Origin of the sequence: Amycolatopsis plumensis, assembly GCF_042652605.1 — a bacterium.
Taxonomy (GTDB): domain Bacteria; phylum Actinomycetota; class Actinomycetes; order Mycobacteriales; family Pseudonocardiaceae; genus Amycolatopsis; species Amycolatopsis plumensis.
Genome location: NZ_JBHSJY010000001.1, coordinates 63963 through 78939, shown reverse-complemented (window position 1 = coordinate 78939; position 14977 = coordinate 63963). Strand labels below are relative to the sequence as shown.

Sequence of the window (14977 nt, the reverse complement as noted above, 5' to 3'; positions counted from 1 at the left end):
CCGTTTTCATCACAGTTTCTCGTAGTGTGAAGGGGAAGCGCCGGCCCGGTCCCGCTGAGTGATGACGATGCACAGCAGTACGAGCACCGCCGTAACCGGCGCCACCGTCGGCAAGGTCTCGTGCAGCAGGAGGACCGACCAGACCAGTGTGAGCAGCGGCTGGGCTAGCTGGAGTTGGCTGGCACGGGTAACGCCCAAATAGCTCATCCCGCGGTACCACACGATGAAGCCGCCGAATTGGGAGACGATCGCGACGTAGGCCAGCCCCAGCACTGCGGCACCACTAGGCCGCGGGTCTTCGTGCGCCAGCGCTAGCGCGGTCATGGGCACGGTGACTGGCAGCGCGAGCACAAGCGCCCAAGCGATCACCTGCCAGCCGGGCAGCTCGGCCGCCAGGCGGCCCCCTTCAGCGTAGCCGAACGCGCACAGCCCCAAGGCGGCGAACAGCAGCAGATCTGCCGTGGACGGTGCACCACGGCTCTGGGAGAAGGTGAACGCAAGCACCGTTATGGCGCCGGCCCCGACGGCGAGCCAGAACCGTCGCGATCGGCGCCGCCGGTCGCGACGCGCCCCGACGATGGCGGTGGCTAGCGGCAGGAGCCCGACCACCACCGCAGAGTGACCGGTGGTCGATAGGCGTAGCGCCCAGGTCGTGAACAGAGGGAATCCGAGAACGCAGCCCCCCGCGACGGCGGCGATTCCACGCCAGTGCCTGCGGTCCGGGACGGGTACCTGCCCGGCGGCCAGGCACCCGGCCGCGACGACGCCGGCGACGACAGAGCGCCCACATGCGACCGTCCACGGACCGAAACCTTCGAGCGCCAATGTGGTAGCAGGGAAGGTGAAGGAGAAACTGACCACGCCAAGGAGGGCGAGCACCAAACCAGGGCGAATCGCTTCTCGGCCACCGACGATAGCGCTATTATCATTCTTCATGTCCGAGAGTAGCAGTGTGCGGAAAGTTGCGGCTCGTCTTCGCGGGGAGATCGAGTGCTACTCGGATGGCTCCAAGCTGCCCTCAAGCCGGGAGTTGATCAGCCGGTACCGGATCAGTCCCGTGACGATGTCCCGGGTGATCGCCGTCCTCGCAGAGGAAGGGATGGTGACGGTGCGTCCCGGCGCCGGCGTCTTCCGCGCAACTCACGCGCGTGGCGGCGTCGACGTGCCCGACGTGTCCTGGCAGGAGGTGGCGCTCAACGCTGGTGGCGACGGGGAGCCGCGAGTGGTCGACGCGAGCGCGGTGTTGACGGCGCTCACCGATCCGCCCGGCGAGGTCATCGACCTCAACGGCGGTTACCTGCCGTCGGCTCTGCAACCGGAGGGCGCGCTCGCGGCGGCCCTCTCGCGGGCCGGACGTCGCCCAGGGGTGTGGAACCGTCCGCCGGCGCCCGGCTTGCCGGAGCTCAGGAGGTGGTTCGCCCGGCACATCGGGAGTGACACCGGTGCGATCACCGGTGACAACGTCGTGATCACCGGTGGTGGGCAGAGTGCACTGGGAGTGGTAGTCCGAGCGCTGGCACGGCCTGGGGCGCCGGTCCTGGTGGAGTCGCCGACTTACGCCGGCCTGCTGGCGGTCCTGCTGTCCGCAGGCCGGCGTCCGGTGCCGGTACCGATGGACGAACACGGCTTGCGGCCCGACCTGCTCGCCGACACGTTCCGGGGTACTCGCGCCCGGTTGCTGGTGTGCCAGCCGACGTTCCAGAACCCGACCGGGACGACCTGGCCGCGGCAACGTCGCCTCGACGTGCTCGCCGTTGCGCGTGAGGCCGGCTCATTCGTGGTCGAAGATGACTTCGCCCGGCTCCTTGGGCACGCCGATGCCATCGCGGCGCCGCCGCCTCTGGCAGCCGACGACCGCGACGGCGTCGTTGTTCACGTGCGGTCCCTGAGCAAAGCCGCATCGCCGACTCTGCGTATCGCCGCGGTGTCCGCCCACGGGGCAGCCCTGGAACGGATCCGCAGCCTACACGCCATCGAGCACTTCTTCGTGCCGAGGCCGCTGCAGGAAGCGGCTCTCGAACTGGTCACCGCGCCGGCGTGGCGGCGGCACCTGCGCTCCCTGGCCGCCGAACTGCGCGACCGCTGCGACATATCCGTCTCCGCCGTCCGGGACCAGTTGCCCGGCGTCATCGTGCCCGTTGTGCCTGCCGGGGGCTACCACCTATGGCTGCGGCTGCCTGACCGGATCGACGAGTCGCAGCTGGTAGCCGAGGCCCTGCGGGCGGGGGTCGCTGTCATGCCGGGGAAGGTCTACTTCGCCACCGGCCCGCCGGCCCCGCATCTCCGGCTCAGCTTCGCCGCCCCGGCCACACGCGGACAGGTCAGTGAGGGAGTACACAGGCTGGCCGATGCGCTGCGTCGCCTCGGATGACCGGACCTGAAGGCACGAGCCGCCCCTTCCCGGATCGAAGGTCTGAGCAGCCGACCCGCTAATATTCGCCGCGGCGGTCCGGTTGAGGCACAGTTACCGACCCTTGCGCGGCTTCCGCGCGTAGATGCTGCTCGGCTTGTGTGGTGTCGGGTTCTCTGCATCGCTGGCCGCGCTGGGCGGCTGTAGGAGTTCGCCGCCGCAGTAGCTGTAAGCGGGCTGAGAGCGCCCCCGGCCCCGATGCCTGGCCACAGGTGGCCGGGTCGCCGAGAACAAATTCGTCGCCGTGGCGGGTGGTTCGTCCGGCGAACGCCCGTCCGGTCAGCTCGCCCGGGTTTCCCGGCGTGCTCGCAGTCGTCGGCCCGCTGCGATGATGCCGGCGGCGCCGGCGTGAGCAGCGCCGATGGACAGCGGAACAAGCATGAGAGCAGCGGTCGGTACCTTTGCCTTCTCGACTCCGGCCTGGCCCAACTCGCGCCACGCCCACCAAGAGAATGGCAGCACCACGGTCGAGGCGGTGACGAGCCCTGGGGTGTATCCGCGAGTCACGACCGCGGATGCGATGTGGGGGATGACGGCGTGAACGCCGAACCCCACGAGCACGGCCTGGAAGAACGGGCTGCGCCCGCCGGTGCGGTCGCCGGCTGCCGATGCCGCCGCGACCAGCGCGCCCATGATGCAGATGGCGACGGAGGTGTGGGCTTGGCCGGGTGCCAGTCGTTGCCACGTTCGCTGAGGCACGGCTGGGAGCGTTCGTTCCAGCCGAGGTCGAGCGTGTTTCAGCCACTGCGGCACGGCCACCAGTTCCTCCGAGTCGTGAATCGCCCAGGCGCCGAACATGCCCCACGTCACTATCCGGTTGACACGTCGATCCACTTTTCCCCCTTGATTCCTTTTAGGACGTTGCGGCCCGTCAGCTGCGCGACACTTCCGCGACTGGGTCAACTCGAGGACTTGGCCGCCGTGCCAGTGTGCACGAACAGGTCGTCGATGGCAGCGGCCGACGCAGTGCAAGCCGCATCAGGAGGGGCTCAGGACCACTCCAGTGCCTGGATCAACGGCCGTATTCGCCGCCAGGCACGGCAGGACCGCCTGCGTGTATTGAAAGCGGTGGTCCGCGCTCTGGCGTGCCCAGTGATTGTCGGTGCTGGTTAAGTCGCCGACGTACGCCGACCTGCAAGGGCGGTCCTGCTCTCCGCTGGCCGGTGCCGGTCGACGAGCACGGACTGCGTCGCCTCGACGTGCTCGCCCTCGCCGCTCTGCTCGCGACCGCCGTGACATAGCGTTTCCGCCGTTCGGGGACCCCTGGGCGGCTTTAAGAGTTCGCCGCCGCAGCAACCGTAACTGGGCCGGAGTGCGCCTGGTTCGATGCCTGACGGGGCCCCTTGTCCTCCCTTTGACGGGTTTCCCCCGCGATCAGTGCCCGAGTATCGAAGTCCTTGACAGTGACCGCACTCCTCCGTACCTTCCGTAATGCGGGACGTTTGTAGCGCATCGCGGGACAAAATGGGGATGGTGTCAAAGTTGACGGCGCAGTCAAGGTTCGATGTCAGCGGTAAGTCGTTCCTGATCACGGGAGCTACCGGCACGCTCGGCAGCGAAGCCGCGCGGGCTCTCTCCGCGGCCGGTGCGAATCTCACTCTTGCCGGTGGGAATGCGGAACGGTTGAAGGAGTTGGCGGCGGAGCTCCCCAGATCATCGGTGCGGGTCCAGCGTCGGCCCGAGTCGGCCCACGACGCCGCAGCCATGGTCGCCGAAGCAGAGGATGCCTTCGGCCGGTTGGATGGGGTGCTCACGGCAGCGGGAATGAACAAGGTTTCGCCCATCGTCGACATGCCGCTCGAGGACTTCGAGACGGTCATGGACGCGAACGTGCGCGGATCGTGGCTGACCTGTCAGGCCGTGGGCCGTCGTCTGCTGGAGCAGGGGACCGGTGGCAGCGTAGTGCTCGTCTCGTCCACTCGAGGGAAGTTGGGGCATCCTGCCGGGTACAGCGCCTACAGCCCGTCGAAGGCGGCTGTCGATGTGTTGGCCAAGACTTTGGCGGCGGAATGGGGTCCACACGGGATCCGAGTCAACGCGCTGGCTCCCACCGTTTTCCGTTCGGAGCTTACGGCCTGGATGTACGAAGACGACGAGGTGGGAACCGCCACGCGCGAGGCGATGCTCAGCCGAATCCCCTTGGGTCGCCTGGCCGAACCCGAAGACTTCGTCGGTGCGCTCATCTACTTGCTCAGTGACGCCTCGGCCTTTCTCACAGGCCAGGTGCTTTATCTGGATGGCGGGTACACCGCATGCTGAACTCGTGCGGACAGCCCGACAGCCCGGCAACCACGGCCGAGCCGATCGGGGATCCCTCGCGATTCACGTCGGCCGCCGTGGTCGGCGCGGGACTGATGGGCGCCCGACTGGCGGGTGTCCTCGCTTCCCGTGGCATGGATGTGAGCATCACAGATATTCGGAGCGAATTGCTGGGAAATGCGGCTTCGACGGCGAACACCGTGGCCGCGGCCCTCGGCGACGCGCCGGGGACCGTGCGCACGGCACCCACGGTCGCCGACGCGGTCGACGGTGCCGACCTCGTGCTCGAGGCGGTCGTCGAGAACATCGATGTCAAACGTGGCTTGTTCCGCCGAGTGGCGAGATTGGCTCCGGACGCGGTGCTCGCCACCAACTCCTCGGTGTTGCGCGTGACGGCAATCGGTGCCGACGTCGAGAACGCCGAGCGAGTGGTGGGCACCCACTGGTGGAACCCACCGGACCTCATCCCCATCGTCGAAGTGGTGCAAGGCGAGCACACCAGCACCGCGACCGTCGGCGACGTCATGGCACTGCTGAGACAACTGGGTAAAACGCCGGTTTGGGTTCGTCGAGACACGCCGGGCTACGTCGGCAACCGGATTCAGCACGCGATGTGGCGAGAAGCGATCGCGTTGGTCAGCGAGGGTGTTGCCGACGCGCGGACGATCGACCTCATCGTCCGGAACACGATCGGTCTGCGGTTGGCAAGAATGGGGCCGATCGAGAATGCCGACTACGTCGGCCTGGACCTCACCCTCGCCATCCAGAAGGCGGTACTTCCGGTACTGAGCCGCGCCACCGAGCCCGACGCCCTCCTCGTGGAAATGGTGGCGGCCGGAAGGCTCGGGGCCAAGTCACAGCAAGGCTTCCTTCCTTGGCCTGAGGGAGCCCAGGACGCGGCGGCCGCCGCATTGGCAGCGCATGTGGCCGATGGCCTTGGCAGAGCAAACCCCTGAGTTCGCCCGAGAAGTTCTGATGGTCTCCGGCCTCGGCAGGCAGCTCAGCGAGGTCAAGGACCAGCCTGACCTGCGTTCACCCCTATCGGCGACATCGGTGCCGATGAGCAGAAAAGGATCCGGATCATGTCGTACACCTGGGCCGAGGGCCCGAACGAGAAGAACCTTCGGTTCTACGACCTGTCCCACCCGTGGGGACACGGGGTGCCGGCTTGGCCGTACTTCGAAGACGTCAAGATCGAGCGGCTCCACGGTATGGCCAAGAGCCGGGTGCTGACCCAGAAGATCACGACCGTGATGCACTCCGGCACGCACATCGACGCTCCCGGCCACGTGGTCGAAGGGACCCCGCTGCTCCACGAGATCCCTCTGCGGAACTTTTTCGGCACCGGAGTGGTTCTCAGCATCCCCAAGCAGAAGTGGGAAGTCGTCACCGCCGAAGACCTGGAGCAGGCTGCCCAGCTCGTCGAGGTACGCGAGGGCGACTTCGTGATCGTCAACACGGGCTGGCACCACAAGTACGCCGACAGCGCCGAGTACTACGCCTATTCTCCCGGCTTCTACAAGGAGGCCGGTGAGTGGTTCGTCGATCGCAAGGTCAAGGCGGTCGGCTCGGACTGCCAGGCTCTCGACCACCCGCTCGGCACCGCGATCGGGCCGCACGGTCCCGCGGAGGAGAGTGGCGGACTGCTTCCGTGGGCGGTCCGGGAGTACGAGGAAACCACCGGTCGCTCGGTCAAAGACGACTTCCCCGAGTGGGAACCCTGCCACAACGCAATCCTCGGCAACGGCATCTACGGGTTCGAGAACGTCGGCGGCGATCTGGACGCGGTGACCGGGAAACGGCTGACATTCGCGGCGTTCCCGTGGCGTTGGGTCGGCGGCGACGGCTGCATCGTCCGGCTGGTCGCCATCGCCGATCCCACCGGCGAGTACCGCATCGAGCGGGGCTGACCGGCCATGACGGTCCGGATCACCCGCGGCGCCGACGCCCCCCGCTACCACCCACCTCGACACTCGGGCGTCGACGCCCGACGTCTCCAAGGGCACGAAGCCGGGCCCACCCAGCGGTTCTGGGTGGGCGAGTCGCGGTACCAGCCAGGTGCCGTGGCCGAGAGGTCGGCCACGACCGAAGAGACCGTCTACGTCGTCCTCGATGGTGAACTCAGGCTGATCCTCGAGGACGGGAGCGCGCAGGCACTTGCGTCCGGAGACTCGGTTCACCTGCCTCGCGGCACTACACGCAGTGTCGAGAACACCAGCGGCCGGGACGCCCGGCTGCTCGTCATCATCGCCACACCCAGCCGGACGGAATCCTGAGCCATGAACGTCGTGATCACGGTCGCTCCGACCGGGCCGATAGCCACGCGCGCCGACAACCCCAACCTCCCGACCCAACCGGACGAGATCGCGGCAGCGGTGGAAAGGGCGTACCACCTCGGCGCGTCGGTGGCCCATGTTCATCTTCGTGACGAGCGTGACCGGCCCACCGCCGACCTGGACATCGCGCGCCGCACGATGGATCTCATCGCTGAGCGATGCCCGATCCTGATCCAGTTGTCCACAGGGGTCGGCCTCAGCGTGCCGTTCGAAGAACGCGAGAAGCTGGTCGAGCTGCGTCCCCGGATGGCGACGCTCAACCCTTGCACGATGAGCTTCGGCGACGGTGAGTTCCGCAATCCCCCCGATGGAGTGAGGCGGCTGGCCGCTCGTATGAAGGAACTCGGGGTCGTACCCGAACTGGAGATCTACGACACCGGACACCTCGACGCCTGCTTGCGTCTGCGCGACGAAGGCCTGCTCGACGAGCCACTCCAGTTCAGCATCGTCCTGGGCGTGCGGGGCGGCGCCGCCGCCACCCCGGAGAACCTGCTGACGTTGGTCCGCCGGCTCCCTGAGGGGGCAATATGGCAGATCATCGCCATCGGCAAAGCGAATCTCAACCTGACCGCGATGGCGATGGCGATGGGAGGCAACGCGCGTGCCGGGATGGAGGACACGCTGTACTTGCGCAAGGGTGAACTCACCCCGGGCAACGACCCGCTCGTGGCCCGCGTCGCCGCGCTCGCGCGCAGCCTTGACCGAAGTGTGGCCACGGTTGAGGAGACCGCAGCCATGCTGAAGCTGGCCTCGCCCAGGTGAGAGAGGAACGACGATGGACCTGCAGGACGTAGCGGCGCTGTTGCGGCCGGAACCGCTGCCGCTGGAAACCGGGTACGAGCGGCTGTCCTCCGGAGTGCTGCACGTCGCCGTGCGCACGGACATGCACGACTGCACCGGCGAGATGTTCGAATGGTGGTTCCGCTGGCGATGCGACACCCACAAGTACATCTGGTGGCATCCCGTGGACCATGTTTCCTCCGCGTGGCAAGGCACGCTGGCCGACGACACCCACGTCGGGAGCGAGCACCTCGTCACCGAGTCCTTCACCGGACTTTCCCAGCAGGACCTCGTCGTTCAATTCCGGGAACCGGATGAGTTCTTCGACAGAGGGGAGTACAGCTCTGCGCGCGAGGACAGGTGGATTTCCTGCGCGGTTCTCGGCCGGGTAGGGTTCGGGCACGAGCCTGCTCGCAGCGAGACTGGCGCAGTGCTCGGCGGCCGTCTGTTGCACGTAGGCAGGGACACCCCGTGGGGACTGGCGCTGCGGAGCCACTTCTTCCTCGGCCAGGACCTCCCCGGTGCCGGAGCAACACCGGACGAGGTGCAGGCCGAGGTACCCACCGAGCTCGGCGTCGCGCTGCTGCAACACGCATACAATGAGTTCACCTTCCTCGCCCGCTTCCTGCCGTCGCTGTTCACTGCCGAACACCGGGACGAGCGCCCTCCCGTCGTGCCGTGGTGACAGGTCGCTGCCGAAGGCCTCAGGCAGCCGGGACGAACCAGCCACGGGCGGCCTGCGGTGAAGCCGCCGGGTCCGGCAGGATGAGGTCATGCAGGGTAGCCCTCGAGAACAGGACAGCCGGGTGGCCGGGATCCAGGTGATCGCGCGGGCCGCACAGATGCTCCGCACCGTCCGGCAGGCACCCGGTGGGCTGACGCAGGCGGAGCTGGCCGAGAAGCTCGGTCTCCCGCGGTCGACGATCCATCGTATTTTGAGCGCTCTGGAAGAGGAGGAGCTGGTCGCCGGCAGCGGCGGCCCGCGTGGCCGGTACCGGATCGGGCCGGAGATCACCCGGCTCGCGTCAGCGGCGTACCGGGACATCGTCGGGCTCGTCCATCCGCTCCTGGTCGAGCTGTCAGGCCGTTTGTCGGAGACCGTGGACCTGTCCATGCTCGACGGCAGCCAGATCACGTTCATCGACCAGGTCGACGCGCCACACCGGCTGCGCGCCGTCAGTGCGGTGGGGGAGTCGTTCCCCCTGCACAGCTGCGCACCGGGCAAGGCGCTGCTGGCGACATTGCCACCGGGACGGGTGCGGGAACTGCTGCCGGCGCGGCTGCCCGCCTCCACGGCACACACGCTCACGTCGCTCGACGAGCTGCGTGCCCAGCTCGACCAGATCCGCACGACGGGGATCGCCTTCGACTACGAGGAGCAGAACGACGGGATCTGCGCCGCTGGCATCGCCATCGAGCTCGGGGGTCTCGCCATGGCCGTAAGCGTCCCCATGCCGACGCAACGCTTCCACGGCCGCGAGGAAGACTGCGCCGAGGCGCTGCTGCGTTTTCGCGACCGCATCGCCGGCGAGGAGTGGTTCTGAGCGGGTTCGGCCGTTTCAGGGCACCCCGGCTATGTCGACCTGTCGCTTGGGTATGTCTGCCATAGCCAGCGACACCAATCGAGCGCCCTCGGCTATCACTTCGTCTCGTTGCGCCGTGGTGCGAGGTCGGAACGGGACGATCGTGAGCAATCCGGTTGCTCGACAGACGCGCCAGTCGGCTGCGTACCAGCCGTCGATGAGCACGGTGCAGCAGGCGGCCCCGTTGCCCGGCGGTAACGGCACGGGACGCGCGTCCGGGATGATGCGGCTGCGGTCGGCGTGGGAGAGCAGGACGTTGTCGTACTCCGGGAGGAACCTGACAGGGGCCTTCGGAGTCCGGATCGGGACGGAGACCGCCGGGTACGTCGTAGAGCTCGCGGCCTGCGTCGTCGCGGAAGCGCAGCAGATTCGGGATGCGCTCGACGACCTCGCGGAGTTTGGTCAGCCCCGACCATACCTGCATGTCGCGCACAGAGGCCGGCCCGTACGCGGTCAGATACCGGACGACAAGCTCGTCGACCGACGTCCGATGGCACAGGGGACCGAGCCAGTGCTCGGTCGTGGTGAGTGTCGCCGGTCCGGCCCCAGAGACCTCGCGGCGTCACCCATACCCCGGGAACAAGGTAGCTGACGGCGTAGGCGAGGGCGTCCGGCTCGTGCCTGGGCCAGTGCGCGGCCAGCAGCGAGCGCAGCTGGGGCCGGGTCAAGGCGCGTTCGGTCAGGAGCTGCCGCCCTGCCTCGACGACGGCGTCGACGTCCAGGCCATCGAGCAGACGGCTGAAGTGGCCGGTGAAGCCGGTGCGCGCCACCTGGTCCAGCAACGGCCGGATGGCGACGCAATCGCGGGCACTGACCAGGTGGATCGTGCAGCGCATCAGGGAGGACCGCACCGCGTGGCGACTGACCAGCAGATCGGCGAGGTCGGCCGGGACGAACCTGTGGATACGGCTCCAGAGCCCGATGTAGGGAGCGAGAGGTGCCTGTGCCTGCAGCCCGACGAGGTGCTCGATCATGTCGATTCCGGAGAGCGTCGCGCGGTCGAGCAGGTGCTGGCGGCCGAGCAGCGCGCGGTTGAGCGCGCGCCGCTCGAGCAACGGCACGCGAGTCACGGGCGGAGGGTGCGGAAGAACGTCCGCACGTCCTCGACCAGCAGGTCACCGGCTTCCATGGCGGCGAAGTGGCCGCCCTGCGCGAAGTCCGACCAGTGCGAGATCTTGTGGTCGGGGTCCATGATCCGGCGGAGCACGGGATCACTGTTGAAAACCGCCCATCCGTTCGGTGTGCCGGAGGGTGGCGCCCAGTCGAGGGTCGAATGTGCGGTCTCGTAGAGGAAGCGAGCCGCCGAGGCGCCGCTGCGGGTGAACCAGTAGATGCTGACGGTGGTCAGCAACTGGTCCCGATCCACCGCGGCGTCAGGAGTCGCTGCAGCAGGATTGGTCCAGGCCTGGAACTTTTCGACGATCCACGCCAGCTGGCCGACCGGCGAGTCGGTCAGTGCGGCGGCGATCGTGTCCGGCCGATGGCATTGCACGTCGAGGTAACCCCGTTCCTCCTTCCAGGCAGCCTGCGCTCGCTCGACCACCGCCTGCTCGCCGGCTGTCAGGTCGTCCGGGAGCGGAAGCTGTTCGCCCACCATCCCCAGCGCACCGCGGTCGCTGTTGACGTGGGCTCCGATGACGTTCCCCGGCCGGGTTGCGGCCAGCCGGCCCGTGATGCCGGCACCGATGTCACCGCCCTGCACCCCGTACCGGTCGTACTCGAGCCGGTTCATCAGTTCGGCGAACGCTTCCGTGGTGCGGCCCAGCTCCCAGCCTCCTGACGCGAGGGGGGTCGAGAAGCCGAAGCCGGGCAAGGAGGGCACCACCACGTGGAACGCGTCGGCAGGGTCGCCTCCATGGGCTCGGGGATCGGTCAGGGAACCAAGGATGTGCGTGAACTCGGCGATCGAGCTCGGATAGCCGTGCGTGACCAGCAGGGGCACGGCGCCCGGTTCAGGGGAGCGGACGTGCAAGAAGTGGATTCGTTGCCCGTCGATCTCGGTGTGGAACTGCGGGAAGGCGTTGAGGGCCGCTTCCTGCGCCCGCCAGTCGAACTCGGAGCGCCAGTAGTCAGCCAGCTCCTTCAGGTAGTCGGCAGGGACACCTCGACCCCAGTCGGCAGCGGCGTCGCCCGGCACCTCGGCGGCGAAACGGCCGGCGCCGAGGCGGCTTGGAGGTCTTCGACGGCGGTCTGCGGGATCTCGATGCGGAAGGAATGAATCTGCTGGCGTGAGGTCATGCAACGAGGTTAGGAGCTATTGCGGAAGAGCGGCTTCCGCAATAGGTGCGATCACGTCGAGGCGGCTCTGCCCTCGACGACTGGGCGATCGGGGTTAGCGGCGCGCGGCTCCCTGGAGGCTACTCGTGCGGCCGTACCGGCTCCCCAAAGATGCGGCGCATGGCTACGGCGTCATCCTTAGCGCAACGGAGCGTCCGTGGCGCTGCGAACTTCGTCCTCGGTGACACCGGGCGCTGTCTCGACCAGAACCAGCCCGTCGCTTGCCACGTCAATGACGGCGAGGTCGGTGATGATCCGATTCACCACACGGAGCCCGGTGTAGGGCAAGGTGTTTTCGCGGAGGATCTTCGGCGAGCCGTCTTTGGCGGTGTGCTCCATCAGCACGATAACTCGCCTGGCTCCGTGGACGAGGTCCATCGCCCCACCCATGCCCTTCACCATCTTGCCGGGCACGGCCCAGTTCGACAGATCACCGCGTTCAGAAACCTGCATCGCGCCCAGGACGGCGACGTCGAGGTGGCCGCCGCGGATGATGCCGAAGGAGAGAGCGGAGTCGAAGTACGACGCACCGGGGCGGACCGTCACCGTTTCCTTGCCGGCGTTGATCAGGTCCGGGTCGATCGCGTCGGGCGCCGGGTAGGGCCCGGTGCCCAGGATGCCGTTCTCACTGTGCAGCACGACGTGCACATCTTCGGGCAGGAAGTTGGGTATCAGTGTCGGCAGCCCGATGCCGAGGTTGACGTACTCGCCGTCACGCAACTCGGCGGCCGCACGGGCGGCCATCTGGGCGCGGGTGAGACTCATCGGTCCACCTCCGTCACGGTGATTTTTTTCGATGCGCTTTTCGAGAGGTGAGGTGTGCACGACGCGCTGGACGAACACGCCGGGCAGGTGAACCTCGGCTGGGTCGAGCTCACCGGGTTCGACCAGCTCTTGGACCTCGACGACGGTGACTCGGCCCGCCATCGCGCACAGCGGGTTGAAGTTCTGCGCGGACTTTTCGAACACGAGGTTGCCGTGCCGGTCTCCCTTGGCGGCGCAGACGAGCGCGAAGTCCGTGACAATGGCCTCCTCAAGAACGTGCGTGATGCCGCCGAACTCACGGGTCTCCTTGGCAGGCGACGCAACAGCGACCGAGCCGTCGGGCGCGTACCGCCATGGCAGTCCGCCGTCGGCGAGTTGGCTCCCCACACCCGCCGGGGTGAAGAACGCCGGAATGCCGGATCCACCGGCGCGCAAACGTTCGGCGAGTGTGCCCTGGGGGCAGAGTTCGACCTCGAGTTCGCCGCCGAGGTACTGACGTGCGAACTCCTTGTTCTCCCCGACGTAGGACCCGGTGACGCGGCTGATCCGCCGATCGGCCAGCAGGATTCCGAGCCCCCAGTCGTCGATCCCGCAGTTGTTCGAGACCACACGCAGGTCGTGGACTTCCAGCTTGTGGAGGATCTCGATCAGGGTGGTGGGGATGCCGCAGAGACCGAATCCGCCGACAGCGAGAGTCGCGCCGTTGGCGATTCCGGCCAATGCTTGTTCGGCTGTGACAACCTTGTCCATGCCTCTTCTCCTAGGGATTGCGGTAAGCCAGCGAGCGCAGCGATCAGTGGCGAAGCTGCCGGTTGTGCGCTGGAACGGGTAGCTGCCAAACCGCGGTGAGCGTCTGTACGAGGTTGATGCCTTCGCGCAGCGCAGTCGGGTGTTGCCGGCGACTGGTCGGCGGCGTCGTAGTACTGCGTGGCGGGTCGCGCACGGTCAACGCGATGGTGATCACGCCGAGCAGCGAGTCGGTACCGGCCGGCTACGGCGCCTAATTCGGACGCACGAAGCTGACCTGAGAAGGCATCAACCTCCTGTTGGTCTGTTCAGTGAACGCCTCAGTAGTCAACTTCGGGCCACGACCACCGGTCAAGAGTGGCAGAAGGTGCGACTTGAAGTTCTCGACAGATGAACAGGGGCGAGCAGTGCGTTCACTGAGTGAACGTAGGATCGAAGACATGGCTGCTCCTTCTCCAAGCGTGATCGGCCGGATCGCCGCAGTCTTGCGCGCGCTGTCGGCCGCACAGCGCAGCGGCGCGTCGACCTCCGAGATCGCGCGCGCGAGCGCGCTGGCCCGCCCCACCACCCACCGGCTGCTCGTGGCGCTGGCGGACGAAGGCTACGTGGACAGGAACCACCGAACCGGGCAGTGGTACCTCGGACCGGAGCTATACCTGCTGGGTGGAGTTGCCGCATCCCGCTACGACGTCACCCAGCACGCTCGCGACAGCGTGCACCGGCTCGCCGCCGCGACCGGCGAGAGCGCCTTCTTCTCCGCCCGCCGCGGCGAGGAAACGGTGTGCCTGCTCCGCGAGGACGGCTCCTTCCCGATTCGCACGTTCGTGCTCTTCGAAGGCGCCCGGTTCCCCCTCGGCGTCGTCTCGGCTGGCCAGGTCGTGCTGGCAATGCTGCAAGACCGCGAAATCGACGCCTACCTCCGCCGAACGGATCTCACGATCCACTGGGGCCCGCAGTACACGGCGGACGCAGTCCGCGAGCGGATCGCCCGCACCCGCGAGCTTGGATACGCCGTCAACCCAGGACTGGTCGTCGAAGGCAGCTGGGGCATGGCTGCCGCCGTGTTCGACCATGCTGGCGAACCCGCATGGGCTCTGACCCTCACGGGCATCGAGTCCCGCTTCCATGAACAGCGCCGTCCTGAGCTCGGTGCCCTTCTGCTCGAGGAAGCCCACCAGCTGACCAAGACACTACAAGTGCGACACCGGTAACCCCCGGTCAACCGGACGAGGTCATCAGGCTGATCGTGGCATACCGCGCCGCTGCCGTGCTTCACGCCCTGACCACCTGAAGCACATGGTCGAAAGCCCAAAGCGTGTAACCCGGGAACCCGTATCCCGCCGGCATGTCCTGGCACGACGCATCGGTGCGCACCCGCCACCGGATCCGATCGATCAACTGCCGCTTGCCGAGTGCTCAGAGTGGCCCGAATCCACGGTACGGATGCAGTGGTATGACCGAGAACTCCGAAAGACCTGACTGGGCCATGGGAAGCGCGTCAACCACGGAGTTCGCAGTGTTTTCGTCGGGAGCTTCGATCAACAAGCAAGCGCCTGCCAAGTCTCCGCGCAGCCAAATTTGGCGTACCACACCATCGGCGTAAAGTTGACGAACCTGATCGGTCTCGTGTGGGATTACTTCGTCGAAGTCGGCACTTGTAAATTCTTCGGTTTTGCGGAGGCTGAGGACCATGAATTGCATCGATGATACTTCCGGATTTCTGGCCGAGTAGATGACGGGTCAGGCTCGCGTCAGAGAGGCTGAGTTCGATAAAAGTGTTAATGTCATAGGGATATACTCAGCGTACCATTCGCCGTGCT

At 67.0% G+C, this 14977-nt stretch carries 16 protein-coding genes and 2 pseudogenes; 10 read left to right on the top strand and 8 right to left on the bottom strand.

The genetic code is table 11. The features are described from left to right. Window positions 1-9: 9 nt before the first annotated feature. On the bottom strand, window positions 10-936 hold the full coding sequence (locus ACFPLC_RS00405; RefSeq protein WP_378196548.1) for a DMT family transporter: 927 nt from the start codon (window positions 934-936) through the stop codon (window positions 10-12). On the opposite strand from ACFPLC_RS00405, the gene ACFPLC_RS00400 reads away from it, so the two are divergent. Further along, window positions 935-2371: an aminotransferase-like domain-containing protein gene (locus ACFPLC_RS00400; protein WP_378196545.1), complete on the top strand. Its 1437-nt coding sequence runs from the start codon at window positions 935-937 to the stop codon at window positions 2369-2371. The genes ACFPLC_RS00405 and ACFPLC_RS00400 overlap by 2 nt on opposite strands. 318 nt (window positions 2372-2689) lie before the next feature. On the opposite strand, the gene ACFPLC_RS00395 is transcribed toward ACFPLC_RS00400, so the two are convergent. Then, window positions 2690-3208, bottom strand: coding sequence for an HXXEE domain-containing protein (locus ACFPLC_RS00395; RefSeq protein WP_378235645.1), 519 nt, complete (start codon window positions 3206-3208; stop codon window positions 2690-2692). Between the two features lie 684 nt (window positions 3209-3892). Between ACFPLC_RS00395 and ACFPLC_RS00390 the strand changes: the two genes are divergently transcribed. The 7 genes from ACFPLC_RS00390 to ACFPLC_RS00360 all read left to right on the top strand — a co-directional run bounded on the left by ACFPLC_RS00390 (window position 3893) and on the right by ACFPLC_RS00360 (window position 9329). Then, on the top strand, window positions 3893-4669 hold the full coding sequence (locus ACFPLC_RS00390) for an SDR family NAD(P)-dependent oxidoreductase (RefSeq protein ID WP_378235644.1): 777 nt from the start codon (window positions 3893-3895) through the stop codon (window positions 4667-4669). Next, window positions 4663-5625, top strand: a complete 963-nt coding sequence (locus ACFPLC_RS00385; RefSeq protein WP_378196537.1) for a 3-hydroxyacyl-CoA dehydrogenase family protein — start codon at window positions 4663-4665, stop codon at window positions 5623-5625. Before ACFPLC_RS00390 ends, ACFPLC_RS00385 begins: the two co-directional genes overlap by 7 nt. Before the next feature lie 126 nt (window positions 5626-5751). Further along, window positions 5752-6579 carry a cyclase family protein gene (locus ACFPLC_RS00380; RefSeq protein WP_378196534.1) on the top strand — a complete coding sequence of 276 codons (828 nt, stop codon included), beginning with the start codon at window positions 5752-5754 and terminating at the stop codon, window positions 6577-6579. A 6-nt stretch (window positions 6580-6585) separates the two neighbouring features. Then, window positions 6586-6945 carry a cupin domain-containing protein gene (locus tag ACFPLC_RS00375; RefSeq protein WP_378196531.1) on the top strand — a complete coding sequence of 120 codons (360 nt, stop codon included), beginning with the start codon at window positions 6586-6588 and terminating at the stop codon, window positions 6943-6945. A gap of 3 nt (window positions 6946-6948) precedes the next feature. Next, window positions 6949-7767, top strand: coding sequence for a beta-keto acid cleavage family enzyme (locus ACFPLC_RS00370; RefSeq protein ID WP_378196528.1), 819 nt, complete (start codon window positions 6949-6951; stop codon window positions 7765-7767). Window positions 7768-7780: 13 nt separating this feature from the next. Further along, the gene (locus ACFPLC_RS00365) at window positions 7781-8470 is read left to right on the top strand and encodes a DAPG hydrolase family protein (protein ID WP_378196525.1); all 690 of its coding nucleotides are present in this window, start codon (window positions 7781-7783) and stop codon (window positions 8468-8470) included. 88 nt (window positions 8471-8558) lie between these two features. Next, complete coding sequence (locus ACFPLC_RS00360; RefSeq protein ID WP_378196522.1) at window positions 8559-9329, top strand: IclR family transcriptional regulator; 771 nt, start codon at window positions 8559-8561, stop codon at window positions 9327-9329. Between the two features lie 15 nt (window positions 9330-9344). On the opposite strand, the gene ACFPLC_RS00355 is transcribed toward ACFPLC_RS00360, so the two are convergent. The 6 genes and pseudogenes from ACFPLC_RS00355 to ACFPLC_RS00330 form a co-directional block, all read right to left on the bottom strand. Continuing rightward, window positions 9345-9620: a DNA glycosylase AlkZ-like family protein gene (locus tag ACFPLC_RS00355; RefSeq protein ID WP_378196985.1), complete on the bottom strand. Its 276-nt coding sequence runs from the start codon at window positions 9618-9620 to the stop codon at window positions 9345-9347. Between the two features lie 121 nt (window positions 9621-9741). After that, window positions 9742-10342: pseudogene (locus tag ACFPLC_RS00350) on the bottom strand (winged helix DNA-binding domain-containing protein); the annotation flags it as partial. 92 nt (window positions 10343-10434) lie between these two features. Beyond that, entirely contained in the window at window positions 10435-11505 is a 1071-nt protein-coding gene (locus tag ACFPLC_RS00345; protein ID WP_378196518.1) for an epoxide hydrolase family protein, read from the bottom strand. Continuing rightward, window positions 11451-11606 carry a hypothetical protein gene (locus tag ACFPLC_RS00340; RefSeq protein WP_378235643.1) on the bottom strand — a complete coding sequence of 52 codons (156 nt, stop codon included), beginning with the start codon at window positions 11604-11606 and terminating at the stop codon, window positions 11451-11453. Before ACFPLC_RS00340 ends, ACFPLC_RS00345 begins: the two co-directional genes overlap by 55 nt. Window positions 11607-11783: 177 nt before the next feature. Continuing rightward, entirely contained in the window at window positions 11784-12410 is a 627-nt protein-coding gene (locus ACFPLC_RS00335) for a 3-oxoacid CoA-transferase subunit B (RefSeq protein ID WP_378196982.1), read from the bottom strand. Window positions 12411-12434: 24 nt separating this feature from the next. After that, window positions 12435-13160 (bottom strand): annotated as a pseudogene (locus ACFPLC_RS00330) (CoA transferase subunit A); the annotation flags it as partial. 116 nt (window positions 13161-13276) lie between these two features. Here ACFPLC_RS00330 and ACFPLC_RS00325 point away from each other — a divergent pair. Together ACFPLC_RS00325 and ACFPLC_RS00320 are read left to right on the top strand one after the other, a co-directional pair. Beyond that, on the top strand, window positions 13277-13414 hold the full coding sequence (locus tag ACFPLC_RS00325) for a hypothetical protein (protein ID WP_378235642.1): 138 nt from the start codon (window positions 13277-13279) through the stop codon (window positions 13412-13414). 183 nt (window positions 13415-13597) lie between these two features. Then, entirely contained in the window at window positions 13598-14368 is a 771-nt protein-coding gene (locus ACFPLC_RS00320; protein WP_378196515.1) for an IclR family transcriptional regulator, read from the top strand. Window positions 14369-14977: the final 609 nt, after the last annotated feature.

Coding starts and splice junctions, on each gene's coding strand:
- ACFPLC_RS00400 (WP_378196545.1), top strand. CDS start 935: ATGTCCGAGAGTAGCAGTGTGCGGAAAGTTGCGGCTCGTCTTCGCGGG.
- ACFPLC_RS00405 (WP_378196548.1), bottom strand. CDS start 936: ATGAAGAATGATAATAGCGCTATCGTCGGTGGCCGAGAAGCGATTCGC.
- ACFPLC_RS00395 (WP_378235645.1), bottom strand. CDS start 3,208: ATGTTCGGCGCCTGGGCGATTCACGACTCGGAGGAACTGGTGGCCGTG.
- ACFPLC_RS00385 (WP_378196537.1), top strand. CDS start 4,663: ATGCTGAACTCGTGCGGACAGCCCGACAGCCCGGCAACCACGGCCGAG.
- ACFPLC_RS00380 (WP_378196534.1), top strand. CDS start 5,752: ATGTCGTACACCTGGGCCGAGGGCCCGAACGAGAAGAACCTTCGGTTC.
- ACFPLC_RS00375 (WP_378196531.1), top strand. CDS start 6,586: ATGACGGTCCGGATCACCCGCGGCGCCGACGCCCCCCGCTACCACCCA.
- ACFPLC_RS00370 (WP_378196528.1), top strand. CDS start 6,949: ATGAACGTCGTGATCACGGTCGCTCCGACCGGGCCGATAGCCACGCGC.
- ACFPLC_RS00365 (WP_378196525.1), top strand. CDS start 7,781: ATGGACCTGCAGGACGTAGCGGCGCTGTTGCGGCCGGAACCGCTGCCG.
- ACFPLC_RS00360 (WP_378196522.1), top strand. CDS start 8,559: ATGCAGGGTAGCCCTCGAGAACAGGACAGCCGGGTGGCCGGGATCCAG.
- ACFPLC_RS00340 (WP_378235643.1), bottom strand. CDS start 11,606: ATGACCTCACGCCAGCAGATTCATTCCTTCCGCATCGAGATCCCGCAG.
- ACFPLC_RS00335 (WP_378196982.1), bottom strand. CDS start 12,410: ATGAGTCTCACCCGCGCCCAGATGGCCGCCCGTGCGGCCGCCGAGTTG.
- ACFPLC_RS00325 (WP_378235642.1), top strand. CDS start 13,277: ATGCCTTCGCGCAGCGCAGTCGGGTGTTGCCGGCGACTGGTCGGCGGC.
- ACFPLC_RS00320 (WP_378196515.1), top strand. CDS start 13,598: ATGGCTGCTCCTTCTCCAAGCGTGATCGGCCGGATCGCCGCAGTCTTG.